The 18,315-nt window shown below is 59.1% G+C and carries 15 protein-coding genes; 3 read left to right on the top strand and 12 right to left on the bottom strand.

Annotation, left to right across the window (positions count from 1 at the left end; genetic code table 11):
- The 9 genes from rplB to rpsL form a co-directional block, all read right to left on the bottom strand.
- Positions 1 to 843: a 50S ribosomal protein L2 gene (rplB, locus tag ACMVPR_RS21665; RefSeq protein WP_300584878.1), complete on the bottom strand. Its 843-nt coding sequence runs from the start codon at positions 841 to 843 to the stop codon at positions 1 to 3.
- A gap of 1,317 nt (positions 844 to 2,160) precedes the next feature.
- Positions 2,161 to 2,457, bottom strand: coding sequence for a 50S ribosomal protein L23 (locus ACMVPR_RS21660; protein WP_292268116.1), 297 nt, complete (start codon positions 2,455 to 2,457; stop codon positions 2,161 to 2,163).
- Entirely contained in the window at positions 2,454 to 3,071 is a 618-nt protein-coding gene (gene rplD, locus ACMVPR_RS21655) for a 50S ribosomal protein L4 (protein ID WP_416884542.1), read from the bottom strand. Before rplD ends, ACMVPR_RS21660 begins: the two co-directional genes overlap by 4 nt.
- The gene (gene rplC, locus ACMVPR_RS21650; protein ID WP_292268113.1) at positions 3,068 to 3,910 is read right to left on the bottom strand and encodes a 50S ribosomal protein L3; all 843 of its coding nucleotides are present in this window, start codon (positions 3,908 to 3,910) and stop codon (positions 3,068 to 3,070) included. Before rplC ends, rplD begins: the two co-directional genes overlap by 4 nt.
- Positions 3,911 to 3,923: 13 nt before the next feature.
- Entirely contained in the window at positions 3,924 to 4,232 is a 309-nt protein-coding gene (rpsJ, locus tag ACMVPR_RS21645) for a 30S ribosomal protein S10 (protein ID WP_188483786.1), read from the bottom strand.
- A 119-nt stretch (positions 4,233 to 4,351) separates the two neighbouring features.
- Positions 4,352 to 5,527 carry an elongation factor Tu gene (gene tuf / locus ACMVPR_RS21640; protein ID WP_416884528.1) on the bottom strand — a complete coding sequence of 392 codons (1,176 nt, stop codon included), beginning with the start codon at positions 5,525 to 5,527 and terminating at the stop codon, positions 4,352 to 4,354.
- Between the two features lie 107 nt (positions 5,528 to 5,634).
- The gene (fusA, locus tag ACMVPR_RS21635; RefSeq protein WP_416884541.1) at positions 5,635 to 7,758 is read right to left on the bottom strand and encodes an elongation factor G; all 2,124 of its coding nucleotides are present in this window, start codon (positions 7,756 to 7,758) and stop codon (positions 5,635 to 5,637) included.
- A gap of 15 nt (positions 7,759 to 7,773) precedes the next feature.
- Positions 7,774 to 8,244, bottom strand: a complete 471-nt coding sequence (rpsG, locus tag ACMVPR_RS21630) for a 30S ribosomal protein S7 (RefSeq protein WP_292270649.1) — start codon at positions 8,242 to 8,244, stop codon at positions 7,774 to 7,776.
- Positions 8,245 to 8,256: 12 nt separating this feature from the next.
- Entirely contained in the window at positions 8,257 to 8,628 is a 372-nt protein-coding gene (gene rpsL, locus ACMVPR_RS21625) for a 30S ribosomal protein S12 (RefSeq protein WP_054000841.1), read from the bottom strand.
- Between the two features lie 372 nt (positions 8,629 to 9,000).
- Here rpsL and ACMVPR_RS21620 point away from each other — a divergent pair, with 372 nt between their 5' ends.
- Positions 9,001 to 9,840: a putative rhamnosyl transferase gene (locus tag ACMVPR_RS21620; protein ID WP_416884540.1), complete on the top strand. Its 840-nt coding sequence runs from the start codon at positions 9,001 to 9,003 to the stop codon at positions 9,838 to 9,840.
- On the opposite strand, the gene ACMVPR_RS21615 is transcribed toward ACMVPR_RS21620, so the two are convergent.
- Positions 9,773 to 10,678, bottom strand: a complete 906-nt coding sequence (locus tag ACMVPR_RS21615) for a DMT family transporter (RefSeq protein WP_416884539.1) — start codon at positions 10,676 to 10,678, stop codon at positions 9,773 to 9,775. The genes ACMVPR_RS21620 and ACMVPR_RS21615 overlap by 68 nt on opposite strands.
- Before the next feature lie 140 nt (positions 10,679 to 10,818).
- Here ACMVPR_RS21615 and ACMVPR_RS21610 point away from each other — a divergent pair, with 140 nt between their 5' ends.
- Positions 10,819 to 12,195 carry an MATE family efflux transporter gene (locus ACMVPR_RS21610; RefSeq protein ID WP_416884538.1) on the top strand — a complete coding sequence of 459 codons (1,377 nt, stop codon included), beginning with the start codon at positions 10,819 to 10,821 and terminating at the stop codon, positions 12,193 to 12,195.
- Between the two features lie 234 nt (positions 12,196 to 12,429).
- Here the strand turns inward: ACMVPR_RS21610 and ACMVPR_RS21605 are convergent, their stop codons facing one another.
- A complete protein-coding gene (locus tag ACMVPR_RS21605; RefSeq protein ID WP_416884537.1) occupies positions 12,430 to 12,819 on the bottom strand; it encodes a winged helix-turn-helix transcriptional regulator in 390 nt (129 codons plus the stop codon).
- A gap of 103 nt (positions 12,820 to 12,922) precedes the next feature.
- Between ACMVPR_RS21605 and ACMVPR_RS21600 the strand changes: the two genes are divergently transcribed.
- The gene (locus tag ACMVPR_RS21600; RefSeq protein WP_416884536.1) at positions 12,923 to 13,768 is read left to right on the top strand and encodes an SDR family oxidoreductase; all 846 of its coding nucleotides are present in this window, start codon (positions 12,923 to 12,925) and stop codon (positions 13,766 to 13,768) included.
- Between the two features lie 246 nt (positions 13,769 to 14,014).
- On the opposite strand, the gene rpoC is transcribed toward ACMVPR_RS21600, so the two are convergent.
- Complete coding sequence (gene rpoC / locus ACMVPR_RS21595) at positions 14,015 to 18,262, bottom strand: DNA-directed RNA polymerase subunit beta' (RefSeq protein WP_416884535.1); 4,248 nt, start codon at positions 18,260 to 18,262, stop codon at positions 14,015 to 14,017.
- Positions 18,263 to 18,315: the final 53 nt, after the last annotated feature.

The raw sequence follows: 18,315 nt of genomic DNA, 5'->3' as shown, positions 1-18,315 counted from the left end.
TTACCGCCCCTTCTTCTTGGCGTGACGCGAGCGGATGATCAGCTTCTGCGACGCCTTGTTTCTGTTGCGGGTCTTCTTGCCCTTGGTCGGCTTGCCCCACGGGGTCACCGGGTGACGACCTCCCGAGGTCCGGCCTTCACCACCACCGTGCGGGTGGTCGATCGGGTTCATGACGACACCACGGACCGACGGACGCTTGCCGTAATGGCGCATACGACCGGCTTTACCGAAGTTCTGGTTCGAGTTGTCCGGGTTCGACACGGCACCGACGGTGGCCATGCATTCCTGACGGACCATACGAAGTTCACCCGAGCTCAGACGGATCTGCGCGTAGCCACCGTCACGACCCACGAACTGAGCGTAGGTGCCTGCGGCACGTGCGATCTGACCACCCTTGCCGGGCTTCAGCTCGATGTTGTGAATGATTGTGCCGATGGGCAGGCCCGAGAACGGCATCGCGTTGCCCGGCTTCACGTCGGCCTTGGCCGATGCGATCACGCGGTCGCCGATAGCGAGACGCTGCGGGGCAAGGATATAGGCCTGTTCGCCATCGTCATACTGAACGAGCGCGATAAAGGCGGTGCGGTTCGGGTCATATTCGATGCGCGCAACGGTTGCGCCCACGTCAAACTTGTTCCGCTTGAAATCAACGATCCGGTAGAGGCGTTTCGCCCCACCACCGCGACGACGGGATGTGATACGTCCGGTGTTGTTCCGGCCACCCGATTTGGTCAAACCCTCAGTAAGGGCTTTGACCGGACGGCCTTTCCACAGCTCCGAACGGTCGATCAGCACCAGCCCGCGCTGGCCCGGCGTCGTCGGCTTATACGACTTGAGTGCCATGCTTTCTGTCTTCCGTTAGCAGTGCAGGTCTTGTGTGACCCGCTATGTTTGGGCGGACGTATCCGCCGTAGGTATAGGGCCCCGAAGGTCCCCGGTTAACGCAACAACGAAGCCCCGGACGAATCCGGGGCTGCGCGGTTGGGGGTTACTAGGCGGTGTGGCGCGTGGCGTCAAGCGCTGTGGCCCGAGAAAGAGCATGTTCTTGGCGTCGTATACCGCACCGTCATCCCTGGGCTTGCCCCGAGGTTCTGTTTGGCCCGAGGCCCGGAAAGGCTACACCAAACACATGGCGGCTATTTTGAACAGCCTTTGCCGAGGCCCCGAAATCGCGCAAGTAGCATTCCAATTATTTTATGTGCGCTCAAGTCCAAGCCGCGACAGTAAATACAATGAGTGTGCATTTTTTGGGAGTTTCCGCCTACTCGCAATTATCCTGTGGATAAGTCCTAGCAAAACCATGTGGATAACTTAAGAAAAAACTTGATCGAAAGGCCAATGACGGGGAAAGTGTCGTTGCTGCTAATCAGTGCAAACCCAAATGGGTTGATTTGCAGACATGTACAGAAACCTTAAGTAGGAGGCTGCGATGTATGCTTTCGCAAAGCAATTCGCCTTCCATCTGATAGTGGTCATTACCGCAGATATGCTTCTGCACTTTGACATGCTGATGATGGTTGCAGCAAACACCGTCTAAGGACGGGGTTCCCGAGTTTTCGCTGAAACAATGGAGTAAGCTCGGGAACCATAATTCACATTCATTTCTACATCGTTAACCGTTCGTGCGTTTACTACATTCAACGCCACGCAAAAACAGACGCAAAAAACAATTTTGTAAAGCTTGTGATCCCAGCCATGGTGCAAGCACGACTGGGATCTTTGAGCAAGGTGATCATAGCATACTCGATGCCACAGGAGCTACCTGCGCCCGAGCGACACTCACTCATTCATGTACAGAAGACCAAACTGAAGAGTCTTCCAGCCAAATCAATATGCACAGCCCCCGTAGAGATATCAACAGATAACTCCGTAGTTCGCATTGGCCGCACATATTTCAAAATCTGGAAGCAGTCTGCTCATTTAGGGCCTCCATGACCTAACCCTACCATATATAGTTATACTTTCAACGCATTGGTGTCCTGAGTTCGAAATAATTTTCGTAGTTTTTTCACAAACTTACGATTTGGCGAAGCTTTGCGCCACGTATTTTCTGCTGACTGTAGCATAAACGACTCAGTAAAACTAATCAGCTAAAAGCCCCCCGCCATCACTGGCGAGGGGCTTTCCAATTCTCGTAGACCGGGCCGGAACCCGACCGGATCACAGACCTGTGGTCACGTCGATCGTGTTGCCTTCGGCGAGGGTCACGTAGGCCTTCTTCACGTCTTTCCGCTTGCCCAACTGGCCGCGGAAGCGCTTGACCTTGCCCTTGGTGATCGTCGTGTTCACCGCCTTGACCGACACACCAAACAGAGCCTCGACGGCCTCTTTGATCTGCGGTTTGTTGGCGTCGATCGCCACTTCAAAGACCACGGCACCATTTTCGGATGCCATTGTGGTTTTCTCGGTGATGATCGGCTTGCGGATCACATCGTAATGTTCAGCTTTCGCGCTCATTTCAGACGAGCCTCCAGTGCTTCGACACCCGCCTTGGTGAGCACGAGAGTGTCACGCTTCAGGATGTCATAGACGTTTGCCCCCATCGACGGCAGAACATCGAGACCTTCGATATTTGCTGCGGCGCGGATGAAGTTTTCATTCACCTCTGCCCCGTCGATGATCAGCGCGCGCTTCCAACCCAGGTTCTTGACCTGCTTGGCCAGAGACGATGTCTTGCCATCGGATTCGATGTTCTCGATGATGACAAGCGAGCCGTCTTTGACCTTGGCGGACAACGCGTGCATGAGGCCCAGCTTGCGCACCTTCTTGGGAAGGTCATGCGCGTGGCTGCGCGGTGTCGGGCCCTTGTAGATACCACCCTTGCGGAAGATCGGTGCCTTACGGGAGCCGTGACGTGCGCCACCGGTGCCTTTCTGGCGGTAGATCTTCTTGGTCGAGTAGCTGACTTCGGACCGTGTTTTCACCTTGTGTGTACCGGCCTGCGCTTTGTTGCGCTGCCAGCGAACGACGCGGTGCAGAATGTCGGCGCGCGGCTCGAGACCGAAGATCTCGTCGCCCAGCTCGACCGACCCGGCGGTTCCGCCGTCCAGTTTGATCACGTCGAGTTTCATTCGTCGCCTTCCTTCTTCTCGGCCTGAATTTCCGCCTCGGCTTCTTTCAGAGCGGCTTCTTCGGCTGCGGCTGCCTCGGCTGCGGCAGCTTCTGCTGCGGCGGCTGCTTCAGCTGCGGCCTGAGCGGCGGCTTCTTCGGCCAGACGCTTGGCTTCTTCACCAGCCGACCGCAGAGCGGCGGGCAGGATCACGTTTTCCGGCGTCGGCTTCTTCATGGCGTCCTTGACGGTCACCCAACCACCTTTGGAGCCGGGAACGGCGCCTTTGATCATGATGATGCCGCGTTCCGCGTCCGTCTTCACAACCTGGAGGTTCTGTGTCGTCACTTTGACAGCGCCCATGTGACCGGCCATCTTCTTACCTTTGAAGACCTTGCCCGGATCCTGACACTGACCGGTGGAGCCGTGCGAACGGTGCGAAATCGACACACCGTGCGACGCGCGCAGACCACCGAAGTTGTGACGCTTCATGGCACCGGCAAAACCCTTACCGATCGAGGTGCCGGAGACATCCACATACTGACCTTCGAAGTAGTGGTCAGCCGTGATCTCTTCACCAACGTTGATCAGGTTCTCGGGCGCGACGCGGAATTCCGCGACCTTCCGCTTGGGTTCCACGTTCGCCGCAGCAAAGTGACCGCGCATCGCCTTGGAGACGCGCTTTGCCTTGATCGAACCGGTGCCCAGCTGAACTGCCGAGTAGCCGTGCTGTTCGGGTGTGCGCTGAGCGACCACCTGAAGATTGTCGAGCTGGAGGACGGTCACGGGAATCTGCTTTCCGTCTTCCATGAAAAGCCGGGTCATGCCGACTTTTTTCGCGATGATACCAGAGCGCATCATTGGGATACCCTCCTTATACCTTGATCTCGACGTCCACGCCGGCGGCGAGGTCGAGCTTCATCAGCGCATCAACGGTTTGCGGGGTCGGATCAACGATGTCGAGCAGACGCTTGTGGGTACGGATTTCCCACTGGTCACGCGACTTCTTGTTGACGTGCGGGCCACGCAGAACGGTGAACTTCTCAATCTTGTTCGGCAGCGGAATCGGGCCGCGCACTGTGGCGCCCGTCCGCTTTGCGGTGTTGACGATTTCCTGTGTCGACGCGTCGAGCACACGGTAGTCAAACGCCTTGAGCCGAATGCGAATGTTTTGGCTTTGCATTGGTCTTAGCCTTTATTGGCGTTGCGGTTGAGAGGATGAAGCAGGACCACCCTGCCCCTTCATCGAACCGAATACGGGACGGCATGACGCCGCCCCGCGCAATTTGGGATCGTCGCGACTTAGTCGACGATTTTGGACACGACGCCCGAACCGACGGTGCGGCCGCCTTCGCGGATGGCGAAGCGGAGGCCGTCTTCCATGGCGATCGGTGCGATCAGTTCAACGTCGAACTTCAGGTTGTCGCCCGGCATCACCATCTCGGTGCCTTCCGGCAGCGTCACGGTGCCCGTCACGTCGGTTGTCCGGAAATAGAACTGCGGACGGTAGTTCGCGAAGAACGGTGTGTGGCGGCCGCCTTCTTCCTTGGTCAGGATGTAGACCTCGGCTTCAAAGCGGGTGTGCGGCTTCACCGATTTCGGCGCGCAGAGAACCTGGCCACGCTCAACGCCTTCGCGGTCGATGCCGCGCAGCAGGGCGCCGATGTTGTCGCCGGCTTCACCACGGTCCAGCAACTTGCGGAACATTTCCACACCGGTGCAGGTCGTGGTCTGGGTGTCGCGGATACCGACGATCTCGATCGAGTCGCCCACATTGATCACGCCACGCTCCACACGGCCGGTCACAACCGTACCACGGCCCGAGATCGAGAACACGTCTTCGATCGGCATCAGGAACGGCTGGTCGATCGCACGCGCCGGCTGCGGGATGTAGTCGTCAACAGCCTGCATCAGTTCGCGGATCTTCATCTCGCCGATTTCCGGCTGCGTGCCGTTCATGGCGTGCAGAGCCGAGCCCGCAACGATCGGAATGTCGTCGCCCGGGTAGTCATAGGCCGACAGAAGCTCGCGGATTTCCATCTCGACGAGTTCCAGAAGTTCCGGATCGTCCACCTGGTCCACCTTGTTCATGAACACCACCATGGCGGGGATGCCCACCTGGCGGCCCAGCAGGATGTGCTCGCGGGTCTGCGGCATCGGGCCGTCAGCTGCGTTCACAACCAGGATCGCGCCGTCCATCTGGGCAGCACCGGTGATCATGTTCTTCACGTAGTCGGCGTGGCCGGGACAGTCGACGTGAGCGTAGTGACGCGCGTCGGTCTCGTATTCCACGTGTGCGGTCGAGATCGTGATACCACGGGCCTTCTCTTCCGGCGCACCGTCGATCTGGTCATACGCCTTGAAGTCGCCAAAGTACTTCGTGATCGCCGCCGTCAGCGTCGTCTTGCCGTGGTCAACGTGACCAATCGTGCCAATGTTGCAGTGCGGCTTGCCGCGCTCAAACTTTTCCTTGCCCATTGCAAAGCTCCTTTTCTTTTATCACGGTGCGTGCTGCGCACACATCCTACAGGGTTGGTAGGGTGCGTGGTTTCCCACGCACCGCGAGGCGGGCGAACCCGCCCGGGTTATGCGTATTTCGCCTGAATCTCTTCCGAGATGTTCTGCGGAACCGGATCGTAATGATCGAACTGCATCGTGAACTGCGCGCGGCCCGAAGACATGGAGCGCAACGTGTTGATGTAGCCGAACATATTGGCCAGAGGAACCATTGCGCCGATGGCAACAGCGTTGCCGCGCGGTTCCTGACCGGTCACCTGGCCCCGACGGGATGTCAGGTCACCAATGATGCCACCGGTATATTCTTCGGGTGTGACCACCTCGACCTTCATGATCGGTTCGAGAAGCTTCGCACCGGCTTTCCGCATACCTTCACGCATACACATACGTGCTGCGATTTCGAATGCGAGAACGCTGGAGTCCACGTCGTGGAACTTACCGTCGACCAGAGCCACCTTGAAGTCGATCACAGGGAAGCCCGCCAGCGGACCGGAGTCCATGACCGACTTGATGCCCTTTTCGACACCCGGGACGTATTCCTTCGGAACGGCACCACCAACGATGCGGCTCTCGAACGAATATCCTTCACCCGGTTCTGTCGGCGTGATGATGAGCTTCACTTCAGCGAACTGACCCGAACCACCCGACTGTTTCTTGTGGGTGTAGGCATGTTCGACCTCGTGGCCGATGGTTTCACGATAGGCCACCTGCGGCGCACCGATGTTCGCCTCGACCTTGAACTCGCGCTTCATGCGATCGACGAGAATGTCGAGGTGAAGTTCGCCCATGCCCTTCATGATCGTCTGACCGGACTCGAAGTCGGTTTCGACGCGGAACGACGGGTCTTCGGCCGCGAGACGTGCCAGAGCAACGCCCATCTTTTCCTGGTCGGCCTTGGTCTTCGGTTCGACCGCAATCTCGATCACCGGCTCCGGGAAGGTCATCGTTTCAAGAACAACGGCGTCCTGCGGATCACACAATGTGTCGCCGGTCGTTGTGTTCTTGAGACCGCCAAGCGCGATGATGTCACCCGCAAAGGCTTCTTCGATTTCTTCACGGTTGATGGCATGCATCATCATCATGCGGCCCACACGCTCTTTTCCACCTTTTGTGGAGTTGAGCATCGAGTCACCCTTCTTGAGCTTGCCCGAATAGATCCGGGTAAACGTCAGAGAGCCCACGAACGGGTCGTTCATGATTTTGAATGCGAGGCCGGCAAACGGCATGTTGTCGTCAGCACGGCGCGCGATGTTGCGTGTTTCCGTTTCGTCGCCGGGCTTGAAGCCCATGTAATCAACAACGTCCAGCGGGCTGGGCAGATAGTCGATCACGGCGTTCAGCAACGGCTGCACACCTTTGTTCTTGAACGCGGAACCAGCGAGAACCGGCACGAATTTCATCGCGAGTGTGCCCTTGCGGATCAGCTTGCGAAGGGTATCAACGTCAGGCTCATTGCCTTCGAGATACTCCATCATCGCTTCGTCGTCCATTTCGACGGCGTTCTCGATGAGCTTGGCACGCCATTCCTGCGCCAGGTCTTCCATGCTTTCGCGGATCGGCTGACGGACCCAGGACGCGCCCAGATCTTCACCCTGATAGACCCACTCTTCCATGGTCACGAGGTCAATGATGCCTTCGAGTTCGGTCTCGGCGCCAATCGGCAGCTGGATCGGAGCAGGCACAGCGCCCGTCCGGTCAGCGATCATCTCGACGCACTTGTAGAAATCGGCGCCGATCTTGTCCATTTTGTTGACGAACACGATGCGCGGAACCTTGTACCGGTCGGCCTGACGCCACACGGTTTCGGTCTGCGGTTCGACACCTGCGTTGGCATCGAGAAGGCAGATCGCGCCATCGAGAACCGCCAGCGAACGCTCAACTTCAATCGTGAAGTCGACGTGGCCGGGGGTGTCGATGATGTTCATCCGGAACTTGGTGTCCGAGGTGCCATCGGCGGTCGGGTCATCCTGACGCTGCCAGAACGTGGTGGTAGCAGCGGACGTGATCGTGATGCCGCGTTCCTGCTCCTGCTCCATCCAGTCCATGGTGGCGGCACCATCGTGCACTTCACCGATGTTGTGGGACTTGCCGGTATAGTACAGAATACGCTCGGTACAGGTTGTCTTGCCTGCATCGATATGCGCCATGATCCCGAAGTTCCGGTAGCGCTGAAGGGGATAATCGCGTGCCATTGATCTTGGCTCCTATTACCAGCGGTAGTGGCTGAACGCTTTGTTCGCGTCGGCCATCTTGTGAGTGTCTTCACGCTTCTTCACTGCGGACCCGCGGGAGTTCACGGCATCCAGAAGTTCAGCGGCAAGGCGCTCTTCCATGGTGTTTTCGTTGCGGGCGCGGCTGGCGTTGATCAACCAGCGGATCGCAAGCGCTTCGCGACGCTCGGGGCGCACTTCGACGGGCACCTGGTAGGTCGCACCACCAACCCGGCGGGAACGCACTTCGACCGACGGCTTGATGTTGTCCAACGCCTCGTGGAAGATTTCCACTGGCGCGCGCTTTACCTTGCCTTCGACGCGATCGAGCGCGTTGTAGACGATGCGTTCCGCGACCGACTTCTTACCATCGATCATCAGGTTGTTCATGAACTTAGTCAGAACCCGGTCGCCATACTTGGCGTCGGGCAGGACTTCGCGTTTTTCTGCGGCGTGACGACGAGACATCTGTAATTCCTCTTACTTCGGACGCTTCGCGCCATATTTCGAACGGCGCTGTTTCCGGTCCTTGACGCCCTGGGTATCCAGAACACCACGCAGGATGTGATAGCGCACACCCGGAAGGTCTTTCACACGACCACCACGGATCAGAACCACAGAGTGTTCCTGAAGGTTGTGGCTTTCACCGGGGATGTAGCTGATGACTTCGTAACCATTGGTCAAACGGACCTTGGCCACTTTCCGCATCGCCGAGTTCGGCTTCTTCGGTGTGGTTGTATAGACGCGTGTGCAAACGCCCCGCTTCTGCGGGCACTGCTCGAGGTGCTGCGACTTCGAGCGCTTGATTTTCGGCTGCCGCGGCTTGCGGATCAGCTGTTGGATCGTTGGCATTCCGGTTCTTTCCCCGTGTAGCTCACATATGTGGTGCACGGGGTGTCCCGTGCGGGTTTCGTATGAAGATCAGGCGCGTCCGCTTGACCCTGTTCAATTCTCGCCGTTTTTCTACAAAAACGACGCAAAGAACCGCATCCGCCTCCTTCGAGGAAGCGATACGGTGCATTTCCAGAGGATCGGGGCTTGCGCCCGGATCTTGACCGCTCCAGTCCTGTAAATCGGCAAAACAGGTATTCCCCCTGCCGAATTAGACGCGCGTATATGGAGAGTCGGAAAGCTTGTCAACAGCACCCCGGCGCTTGTGTGCGCCGCGTTGCCAAGGCACAGTCTTCTTACACGAGTTGCAGTCGTTACACAGGGGCAATCGTCATGCAGACCATCGTTTTCTGTCGATTTTCCTATCCCGCCGAAGGGGGTTTTCAGGTCGAGCATGACGCGATCGAGGACCGGCGCGCCTTTCTCTACGCGACGGAACGCATGGAACAGCGGTTTGCCCTGTTCGAACACCTGTGCCTGCCCGGTCTCAAGGCGCAAACCGATCCCGATTTCGACTTCGTCATCCTTGTCGGCACCTGCCTGCCGGATCGATATCTGGCGCGGCTGCAGGCATTGGTCGCGGATATGCCGCAAGCCCGCATCATCGCACGCGACCCCGCACCCCACCGCCAGGTGTGCCAATCGGTTTTGAACGCAGCCCGCAAGCATATCAACCAACCCTGTCTGCAAGTCCGTCACGACGATGACGACGCACTGGCTGTCGATTTCGTTGCCCGTCTGCGCAAGGCCGCCACCGATTGCGCTGCGCTGGTTCTTGGCAACAAACTTGTGGGATTCGACTGGAACCGCGGCTACACGCTCTGCCGGTCCGACCTGCACCCGTTCGAAATCACGGAAACAGTCAACCCGTACCTCGGCGTGGCGCAGGCGATGGCCGTTCAGGGCGGCGTCCGACAAAGCCTGATGAATTTCGCCCACAGCCGCATCAACCGGTTCATGCCCACGGTGACCTTCACGGACACGCCAATGTTTCTGCGGGCCCATCACGGCAGCAACGATTCCCGTCAGAAGGCCAAGGTCGACAATCCGGATTTTCACGCCCCGACCGTCGAACATATCGAAACACTGAACCGGCGGTTCGCCCTTACGGCTGACGCGGTAGAATCGGCGTTCGCGCCCGTCGCTTCAATTGCGCCTCGCGCAACAGGCTGAACACCCCCGTGGCCACGATGATCGCCGCCCCGATCACGGTCAGCGGTTCAGGCCATTCGTCGAAGACCAGAAAGCCCAGGATCAACGCCCAGACCAGACCGGTATAGCGGAACGGCGCGACAAAGCTGACCTCTCCGACACGCATGACCATCACGCTGCACAGATAGGCGCAGACGACAAAACTTGTCGCCATCAGTACCAGCATCGTCAGGCGCGGTGTCATCACCACCCACTCCTGCTCGATGGACCACAGCCCGGCAAACAGCGTCACAATGAAGGACGAAAACACCGTCACTGTCAGCGAAGGCACCGCCTTCGACACACGCCGCGTGACCAGATCGCGCACCGTCACCGCCGCCACGGCACAGAGCGCGTAGACCGAGGCCGAGGTGAACCCGTCCGTGCCGGGCCGCACGATCAGCAACATGCCGATAAAACCGATGATGATCGCCGTCCAGCGCCGCCAACCCACAGCTTCGCGGAACACCAACGCTCCCCCCAAGGTCACTGTCAGCGGCAACATCTGCAAAAGCGCGTTCACATTGGCCAGGGGCATCACCAAAAGCGCGGTGAGAAAGAAATACGCCGCAGCCGCTTCGGCAAGGCCGCGACCCACGATCAGCGCCCAGTCCGATGCGGGCAGTCGCAGCTTCAGACCCTTGAAATACATCGCCATCGCGATCAGCGCCGCCGTGGCCAATGTCCCGCGGATCACCAGCAATTGCGATAACGGCAAGTCTCCGCCGGTGGCCTTGATGGACGCATCCCCAAAGGTAAAGGCGGCCATCGAGACACACATCAAAAGCGCGCCGCGCATGTTGTCGGAGAGTTGTATCATACCGCCCGGAGTAACAGGCAACCCGGGCGCTCTCCACGTCAAAAGCGACATGCCAAAGGTCTTTGGCTTTCCCGCCCTTTCCGTGTATCGCAGAACGTACGGTCTGGCGTTTGCCCGCCCCCTTTCAGACAGGAATGCCCGTGGCCACACCAGTTAACGACGATCTGACCACCGGGCCGATGCTGACCCACTACAGGAACCTCGCCATCCCCGCCGCTTTGGGGATGCTGTTCTCGACACTTTATAATGTCGTCGATGTCTATTTCGCCGGCAAACTCTCGACCGAGGCGCAGGCGGGTCTGGCAATCGGCTATCAGGCGTTCTTCATCATGATGGCCGTGGGCTTTGGCCTGAGCTCTGCGCTCAGCGCGCTGGTCAGCAACGCCAAGGGCGAAAAAAACACCAAGGCCAGCCGCAGCCTTGCCGCACAGGGCCTCAGCTTTGGGGTGATCGCGACTGCATTGCTGATGGTCGGCGGCTGGTTCGCCGGGCCGCACCTGATCGCGCTGGTGTCGGAACCCGGAGGATACCGCGACGCGGCCTTGGGCTATTTCCACCTGCTGATCCTCGCCCTGCCCGGTTTCCTGCTGGCCTATGGCGGCAACGGCATCCTGCAGGCGCATGGGGACACACGATCGATGCAACGCGCCATGATGGTCGCGTTCTTTGCCAATATCGGCCTCAACCCGCTCATGATGTTCGGCATTCCCGGCATCTGGGGCGGCATGGGCTTTAACGGCATCGCCGCCGCCACCGTCATCAGCCAGACCGGGGTGATGCTGTTCATCCTGTCCCGCGTGTTCAACCTGAACATGATGGAGAGGGTCAAACGCGCCGAATTCGTCCCCGATCCTGCGTGTTACAAGGCCATCTTTGAACAGATGCTGCCCGCCACAACGGCAATGGTGGTGATGTTCGTGTCCGGCTTTGTCGTCCAATTTGCGCTCAAGAACTTCGGCGAAGATGCCATCGCCGCCTATGGCGTCGCACTCAGGATCGAACAGATCCTGCTTCTTCCGGTGCTGGGCATGACCGGCGCGCTGCTGCCCATTGCGGGTCAGAATTTCGGGGCCAAGGAATATGACCGCGTGCGCGATGCCGTGTTCTTCTGCTGGAAGCTGGGCTTTGCGCTGTCGGTGATCGCAATGCCGCTCCTGTGGTTCGGAGGGGCCTGGGCGATGCGCCCCTTCACATCCGACCCCGACGTGATCGCGATCGGCGCCAGCTACCTGCTGGTCGACGGGTTTCTCTTTCCCATCTACATGATGCTGTTCTCCATCAACTCCCTGCTGCAAGCGATGAAGCGCCCGATTTACACGCTCTGGATCAGCATCTACCGTCAGGGCTTTGGCGTCGCCTTCTTCATCTGGGTGTTCATCGCACTTCTGGGCTTTGACGTCTGGGGCGTCTGGCTTGGCATCGCCACGTCGGTGTTCACCGGCTGGATCATGGCGCTGTTTGTTGCGGTCAAAGTGGCCGAACGGCAGATGGGTGGCCTCAGGCCACAGCCCGCTTGAGGATGGAACAAGCCACTCACTCTCGAGCCACCGTACATGCGACAGCCGTGCGGACGAAGCACGCTTTTGCTGCGGTGGAGCAAACGGCCGCTATGCGGGACATAGCTGCCCTTGGAATACCTGGCCTGAACGGCAGCTTTGAATGCTTTGCAACCGCCACAACAATCAGCAAAGTCGAAGGGTACTTGTTGCGGCATAGTTGATTGTCGAAGGTTGCAGCCCAATCGAGGCTGTTTATTCCGCCGTGATCTTTCTCCGAGTCGACACGATAGTGCTGGTGTTGTCTTCGATCCAGTCGGCGAGCACGCGCACATGTTGCGCGACCTCTTCGCCCATAGTGGTCAGGCTGTATTCTACATGCGGCGGTACGACCTTGAAGGCCTGCCGATGCACGAAGCCGTCCGCCTCCAGCGTCTGAAGCGTCTGCGTCAGCATCCGGTCACTTACCCCGCCGATCGTCCGCCTGAGCGTGGCAAAGCGAATCGTCCGCCCCTGAAGGGCGATCAGTGTCAAAACGGCCCAGCGACCAGTGACATGTTTGAGGATATCGCGCGATGGACATTCCTGAGCTTGCAGGTTGCCCACCAGCTTGCCCGAACGGACAGCGTCACTGAGTGTTGGCATAGAGACCTCAAAGAATTCAAACTAACAAAAATGTACGTACTTACTTTTAATAAGTAAAGTGTCTAGCTCTTCGCCATCGCAACCAGAAGCAAAGAGATACACCATGACCATTGCAATCACCGGCGCAACAGGCCAGCTTGGCCGCCTCGTCATCAACACCTTGAAAACCAAGAATGCGCCGGGCGGCATCGTCGCGCTGGCCCGCAACATCGACAAGGCCGCGGATTTGGGCGTGCCGACGCGTATCTTCGACTACGACGCCCCCGAAACCCTGGCTGCGGGGCTGGATGGCATCGACACGCTGCTGCTGATCTCGGGTAGCGACATCGGTCGCCGTGTAACGCAACATGCCGCCGTGATCGAAGCCGCGAAGGCCGCCGGGGTTCAGCATATCGTTTACACCAGCCTGCTGAAGGCACCCTCCAGCACGCTCGGTCTTGCCCCGGAGCACGTCGAGACGGAAAAGCTGTTGGCCGCTTCCGGCATCGGCCATACCGTGCTGCGCAACGGCTGGTATACAGAGAACTACGCCATGGGCCTGCCTGCGGCGCTGGAACACAACGCCCTGATCGGCGCGGCCAAGGATGGACGGATCTCGTCGGCCGCGCGGCAGGATTATGCCGAGGCCGCCGCCGCCGTGCTGCTGGACGCGGGCCTTCGGGGCAGGACCTATGAGCTGTCCGGCGACGAAAGTTTTACCCTCGCCGATCTGGCGGCCACTCTATCGGCGCAAGTGGGAAGGGAGATTCCTTACGTCGACATGCCCGAGGCCGACTATGCCGCCGCGTTGAGCAGCGCGGGCTTGCCGGCCGAACTGGCAGAGTTCCTTGCCCATTGCGATGTCGAGGCCTCCAAGGGTGTTCTGTTTGACGAACGAACGCAGCTATCGACCCTGATCGGCCGTCCGACTACGCCGCTTTCCAAGGTGGTCGCCACCGCGATCGGCTGAAGCCATCATGCGGGGCGTCCGATCGCGCCCCGCCTATTGATCCTGCGCAGCTTGCCGTAGGTCAATACGAGGATGCCAAGGGCTGTCCTCAGTCCTGCCAGCGTCCGCTTCTGGCGATTTCTGGCGATTGCCAGCCACCTGTGCGTTGTGCGGCATCCGTGATTACGGGCTCGAAGCAGCCACTTCCCAACAAAAAAGCCCCCTGTTGCAAAACAGGGGGCTTTCTTAATTCAAGACGCGTGAGGCTTATTCGCGGCTTTCCGGCGTATCGACGATGATGTTGTCGAACTCGTCGCCACCCACCACGTCGTCCATCCGGTCCGGTGCCGCCAGAACGGCTGCGGCCTCGGCTTCTTCGCGGCGCGCTTCGATCACGATATTGTCGCGATCCTGCGCAATGCGACGCACCTTCTGCGTTGCCCCGCCGGTGCCCGCCGGGATCAGACGGCCCACGATGACGTTCTCTTTCAGGCCAACAAGCTTGTCCTTCTTGCCCTGAACCGACGCTTCGGTCAGCACGCGCGTGGTTTCCTGGAACGACGCCGCCGAGATGAAGCTGCGGGTCTGCAGCGACGCCTTGGTGATGCCCAACAGGATCGGTTCGCCCTGCGCCGGACGGCCACCCTTCTTCTCGGCCTTCTCGTTGGCAAGGTCAAATTCGGCCTTGTCCACGTGTTCGCCCTTGAGAAGCGTGGTATCCCCACTTTCAAGGATTTCCCACTTCTGCAGCATCTGGCGCACGATCACTTCGACATGCTTGTCGTTGATCTTCACACCCTGCAGGCGATAGACGTCCTGAACCTCGTCGATCATGTAGTTCGCCAGCGCTTCGACACCCATGATGGACAGGATGTCATGCGGCGCGGGGTTGCCGTCCATGATGTAATCGCCCTTCTGGACGAAATCGCCTTCGACGACGGGGATGTGCTTGCCCTTGGGGACCATGTATTCCACGGGCTCCATGGTGTCATCCGCCGGTTCGATGGTGATGCGACGCTTGTTCTTGTAGTCCTTGCCAAAGCGCACATAGCCGTCGATTTCCGCGATGATGGCGTGGTCCTTGGGGCGACGTGCCTCAAAGAGTTCGGCCACACGCGGCAGACCACCGGTGATGTCCTTGGTCTTGGCACCTTCGCGCGGGATACGTGCAACCACGTCACCCGCCTTGATGTCCTGACCGTCTTCGACCGACAGAATGGCGTCCACCGACATCGGATAGGTGATCGGGTTGCCCGCATCGTTGCGCAGCGGCTCGCCATCTTCGCCCATCAGGATGATCTCAGGCTTGAGCTCGTTCCCGCGCGGAGCAGCCCGCCAGTCGATCACGATCTTCTGGGTCATGCCCGTCGCATCGTCAGTCTCGTCGCGCACGGCCACACCAGCGGTGAGGTCCACATGCTTGGCGATACCGTCCTTCTCGGCGATGATCGGCAGGGTATAGGGATCCCATTCGAACAGCTTGTCACCACGCTTGATCATTGCGCCTTCCTTGACGAAGACCTTGGTGCCGTAGCCCAGCTTGTGGCTGGCCCGTTCGACGCCATGCTCGTCCACGATGCGCAGCTTCATGTTGCGGCCCATAACCAGCGTGTCGCCCACCGAGTTTTCCAGCGTGGACGCGTTGTCGAACACGACCTTGCCTTCCTGGCTCGCTTCCTGGAACGACTGCTGACCACCCTGCGCAACACCGCCGATGTGGAACGTCCGCATCGTCAGCTGTGTGCCCGGCTCACCAATCGACTGTGCCGCGATGATGCCGACGGCTTCACCGATATTGACCAGCGTACCGCGTGCAAGGTCACGACCATAGCACATGGCGCAAACGCCCTCTTCCGCCTCGCATGTCAGCGGCGAACGAATGCGCATGGTTGCGACACCGGACTCTTCGATCAGGTCAGCCATGCGTTCGTCGATCAACTGACCGGCCCGCAGGATGACCTCCTCGGTCCCCGGCTTGAGGATATCGTCAGCCGCGACGCGGCCGAGGATACGCTCGGCCAGCGACGCCACGACTTCCCCGTCATTGACCGCTGCCTGAGCCGTGATCGCACGGTCAGTGCCACAGTCGTGCATGCGCACGATGCAATCCTGCGCCACGTCAACCAGACGACGGGTCAGGTAACCCGAGTTCGCGGTTTTCAGAGCGGTGTCGGACAGACCCTTACGGGCACCGTGGGTCGAGTTGAAGTACTCAAGAACGGTCAGACCTTCCTTGAAGTTCGAAATGATCGGCGTCTCGATGATGTCACCATTCGGCTTCGCCATCAGGCCGCGCATCCCGCCCAGCTGCTTCATCTGCGTGACCGAGCCACGGGCACCGGAGTGCGCCATCATATAAACCGAGTTCGGTTCCATTTCGGCGCCCGCCTCGTCGGTCTTCGCCGCCGAGATGGTGGACATCATGGCTTCGGTGACCTTGTCGTTACACTTCGACCAGGCATCGACCACCTTGTTGTACTTTTCGCCCTGAGTGATCAGGCCGTCCATGTACTGCTGTTCGAAATCCTTCACCTGCTCGCGGGTTTCTTCCACGATCGGCCACTTGGACTCCGGGATCACCATGTCGTCCTTGCCAAAGGAAATGCCCGCTTTGAACGCTTCCTTGAAACCCATCGACATGATCTGGTCACAGAAGATGACGCTCTCTTTCTGACCGCAATAGCGGTAGACAGTGTCGATGACCTTCTGCACGTCTTTCTTGCGCAGCAGCGTGTTGACGAGGTCAAACGGCGCTTTCGCATTCAGCGGCAGCAGCGCGCCAAGACGGACGCGACCCGGTGTGGTCTCGTAGCGCTTGAACACTTCGTTGCCTTCGTCGTCGATCTGTTTGACGCGGCATTCGATATTGGCATGCAGATGTACCTCACCCGCATTCAGCGCGTGCTCGACCTCTTCGATCGACGCGAACTTCATGCCTTCGCCCTTCATGCCTTTGCGGGCAATCGAGGTGTAGTAGAGGCCAAGGATCATATCCTGCGACGGAACGATGATCGGTGCGCCGTTGGCGGGCGACAGAACGTTGTTCGTCGACATCATCAGAACACGGGCTTCAAGCTGGGCTTCCAGCGACAACGGTACGTGAACCGCCATCTGGTCACCGTCGAAGTCGGCGTTGAAGGCCGAACAGACGAGCGGGTGAAGCTGGATCGCCTTACCTTCGATCAGGATCGGTTCGAACGCCTGAATGCCGAGGCGGTGCAGCGTCGGTGCCCGGTTCAGCAGAACCGGGTGTTCGCGGATCACCTCGTCAAGAATATCCCAAACCTCGGGACGCTCCTTCTCGACCAGTTTCTTCGCCTGTTTGACAGTCGACGACAGACCCTTCGCTTCAAGGCGCGAATAAATGAACGGCTTGAACAGTTCGAGTGCCATCTTCTTGGGCAGACCGCACTGGTGCAGCTTGAGTTCGGGACCGGTCACGATGACCGAACGACCGGAAAAGTCGACGCGCTTACCCAGAAGGTTCTGACGGAAGCGGCCCTGCTTGCCCTTGAGCATGTCGGACAGCGACTTGAGCGGACGCTTGTTGGCGCCTGTGATGACGCGGCCACGACGGCCGTTGTCGAACAGAGCATCCACGGATTCCTGCAGCATCCGCTTTTCGTTGCGGACGATGATATCCGGCGCGCGCAGTTCGATCAGGCGCTTCAGACGGTTGTTCCGGTTGATCACACGACGATACAGGTCGTTGAGGTCGGAGGTCGCAAAGCGGCCGCCATCCAGCGGGACCAGCGGACGCAGTTCTGGCGGGATCACGGGGATCACGGTCAGAACCATCCATTCCGGGCGGTTGCCGGATTCGAGGAAGGACTCAACCACCTTGAGGCGCTTGATGATCTTCTTCGGCTTCAATTCGCCGGTGGCTTCCTTGAGGTCCGCGCGCAGCTGATCGGCCTCGGCTTCGAGGTCGATATTGGCAAGCATCTCGCGGATCGCTTCGGCACCGATATTGGCCGTGAACGCGTCCATGCCGTAAGCATCTTGCGCGTCCATGAACTCTTCTTCGGTCATCAACTGGCCGTAGGTCAGGTCGGTAAGACCCGGCTCGATCACGACGTAGTTTTCAAAATAGAGGATGCGTTCCAGATCGCGCAGCGTCATGTCCAGCATAAGGCCGATGCGCGACGGCAGCGACTTGAGGAACCAGATATGGGCGCAGGGTGCGGCCAGTTCGATGTGGCCCATGCGCTCGCGACGAACCTTTTGCAGCGTGACTTCCACACCGCATTTTTCGCAGACAACGCCGCGATACTTCATCCGCTTGTATTTGCCGCACAGACATTCGTAATCTTTGATCGGGCCAAAGATACGCGCGCAGAAAAGGCCGTCACGCTCGGGCTTGAACGTCCGGTAGTTGATGGTTTCGGGCTTTTTGATCTCACCGAAAGACCACGACAGGATCCGCTCCGGCGACGCGAGCGAGACCTTGATCTCGTCGAACGCCTTGGGCGGTGTGACGGGGTTGAACGGGTTGTTGGTCAGTTCCTGGTTCATTTTCAAATCCTTGAAAGGGAAGTTTCGGAGTTGGCCGGGCAAATGCCCGACCT

It is taken from the genome of Marivita sp. (assembly GCF_048006345.1).
Classification (GTDB): domain Bacteria; phylum Pseudomonadota; class Alphaproteobacteria; order Rhodobacterales; family Rhodobacteraceae; genus Marivita.
The sequence above is the reverse complement of the archived record's forward strand: the minus strand, read 5'-3'. Positions and strand labels throughout refer to the sequence as shown.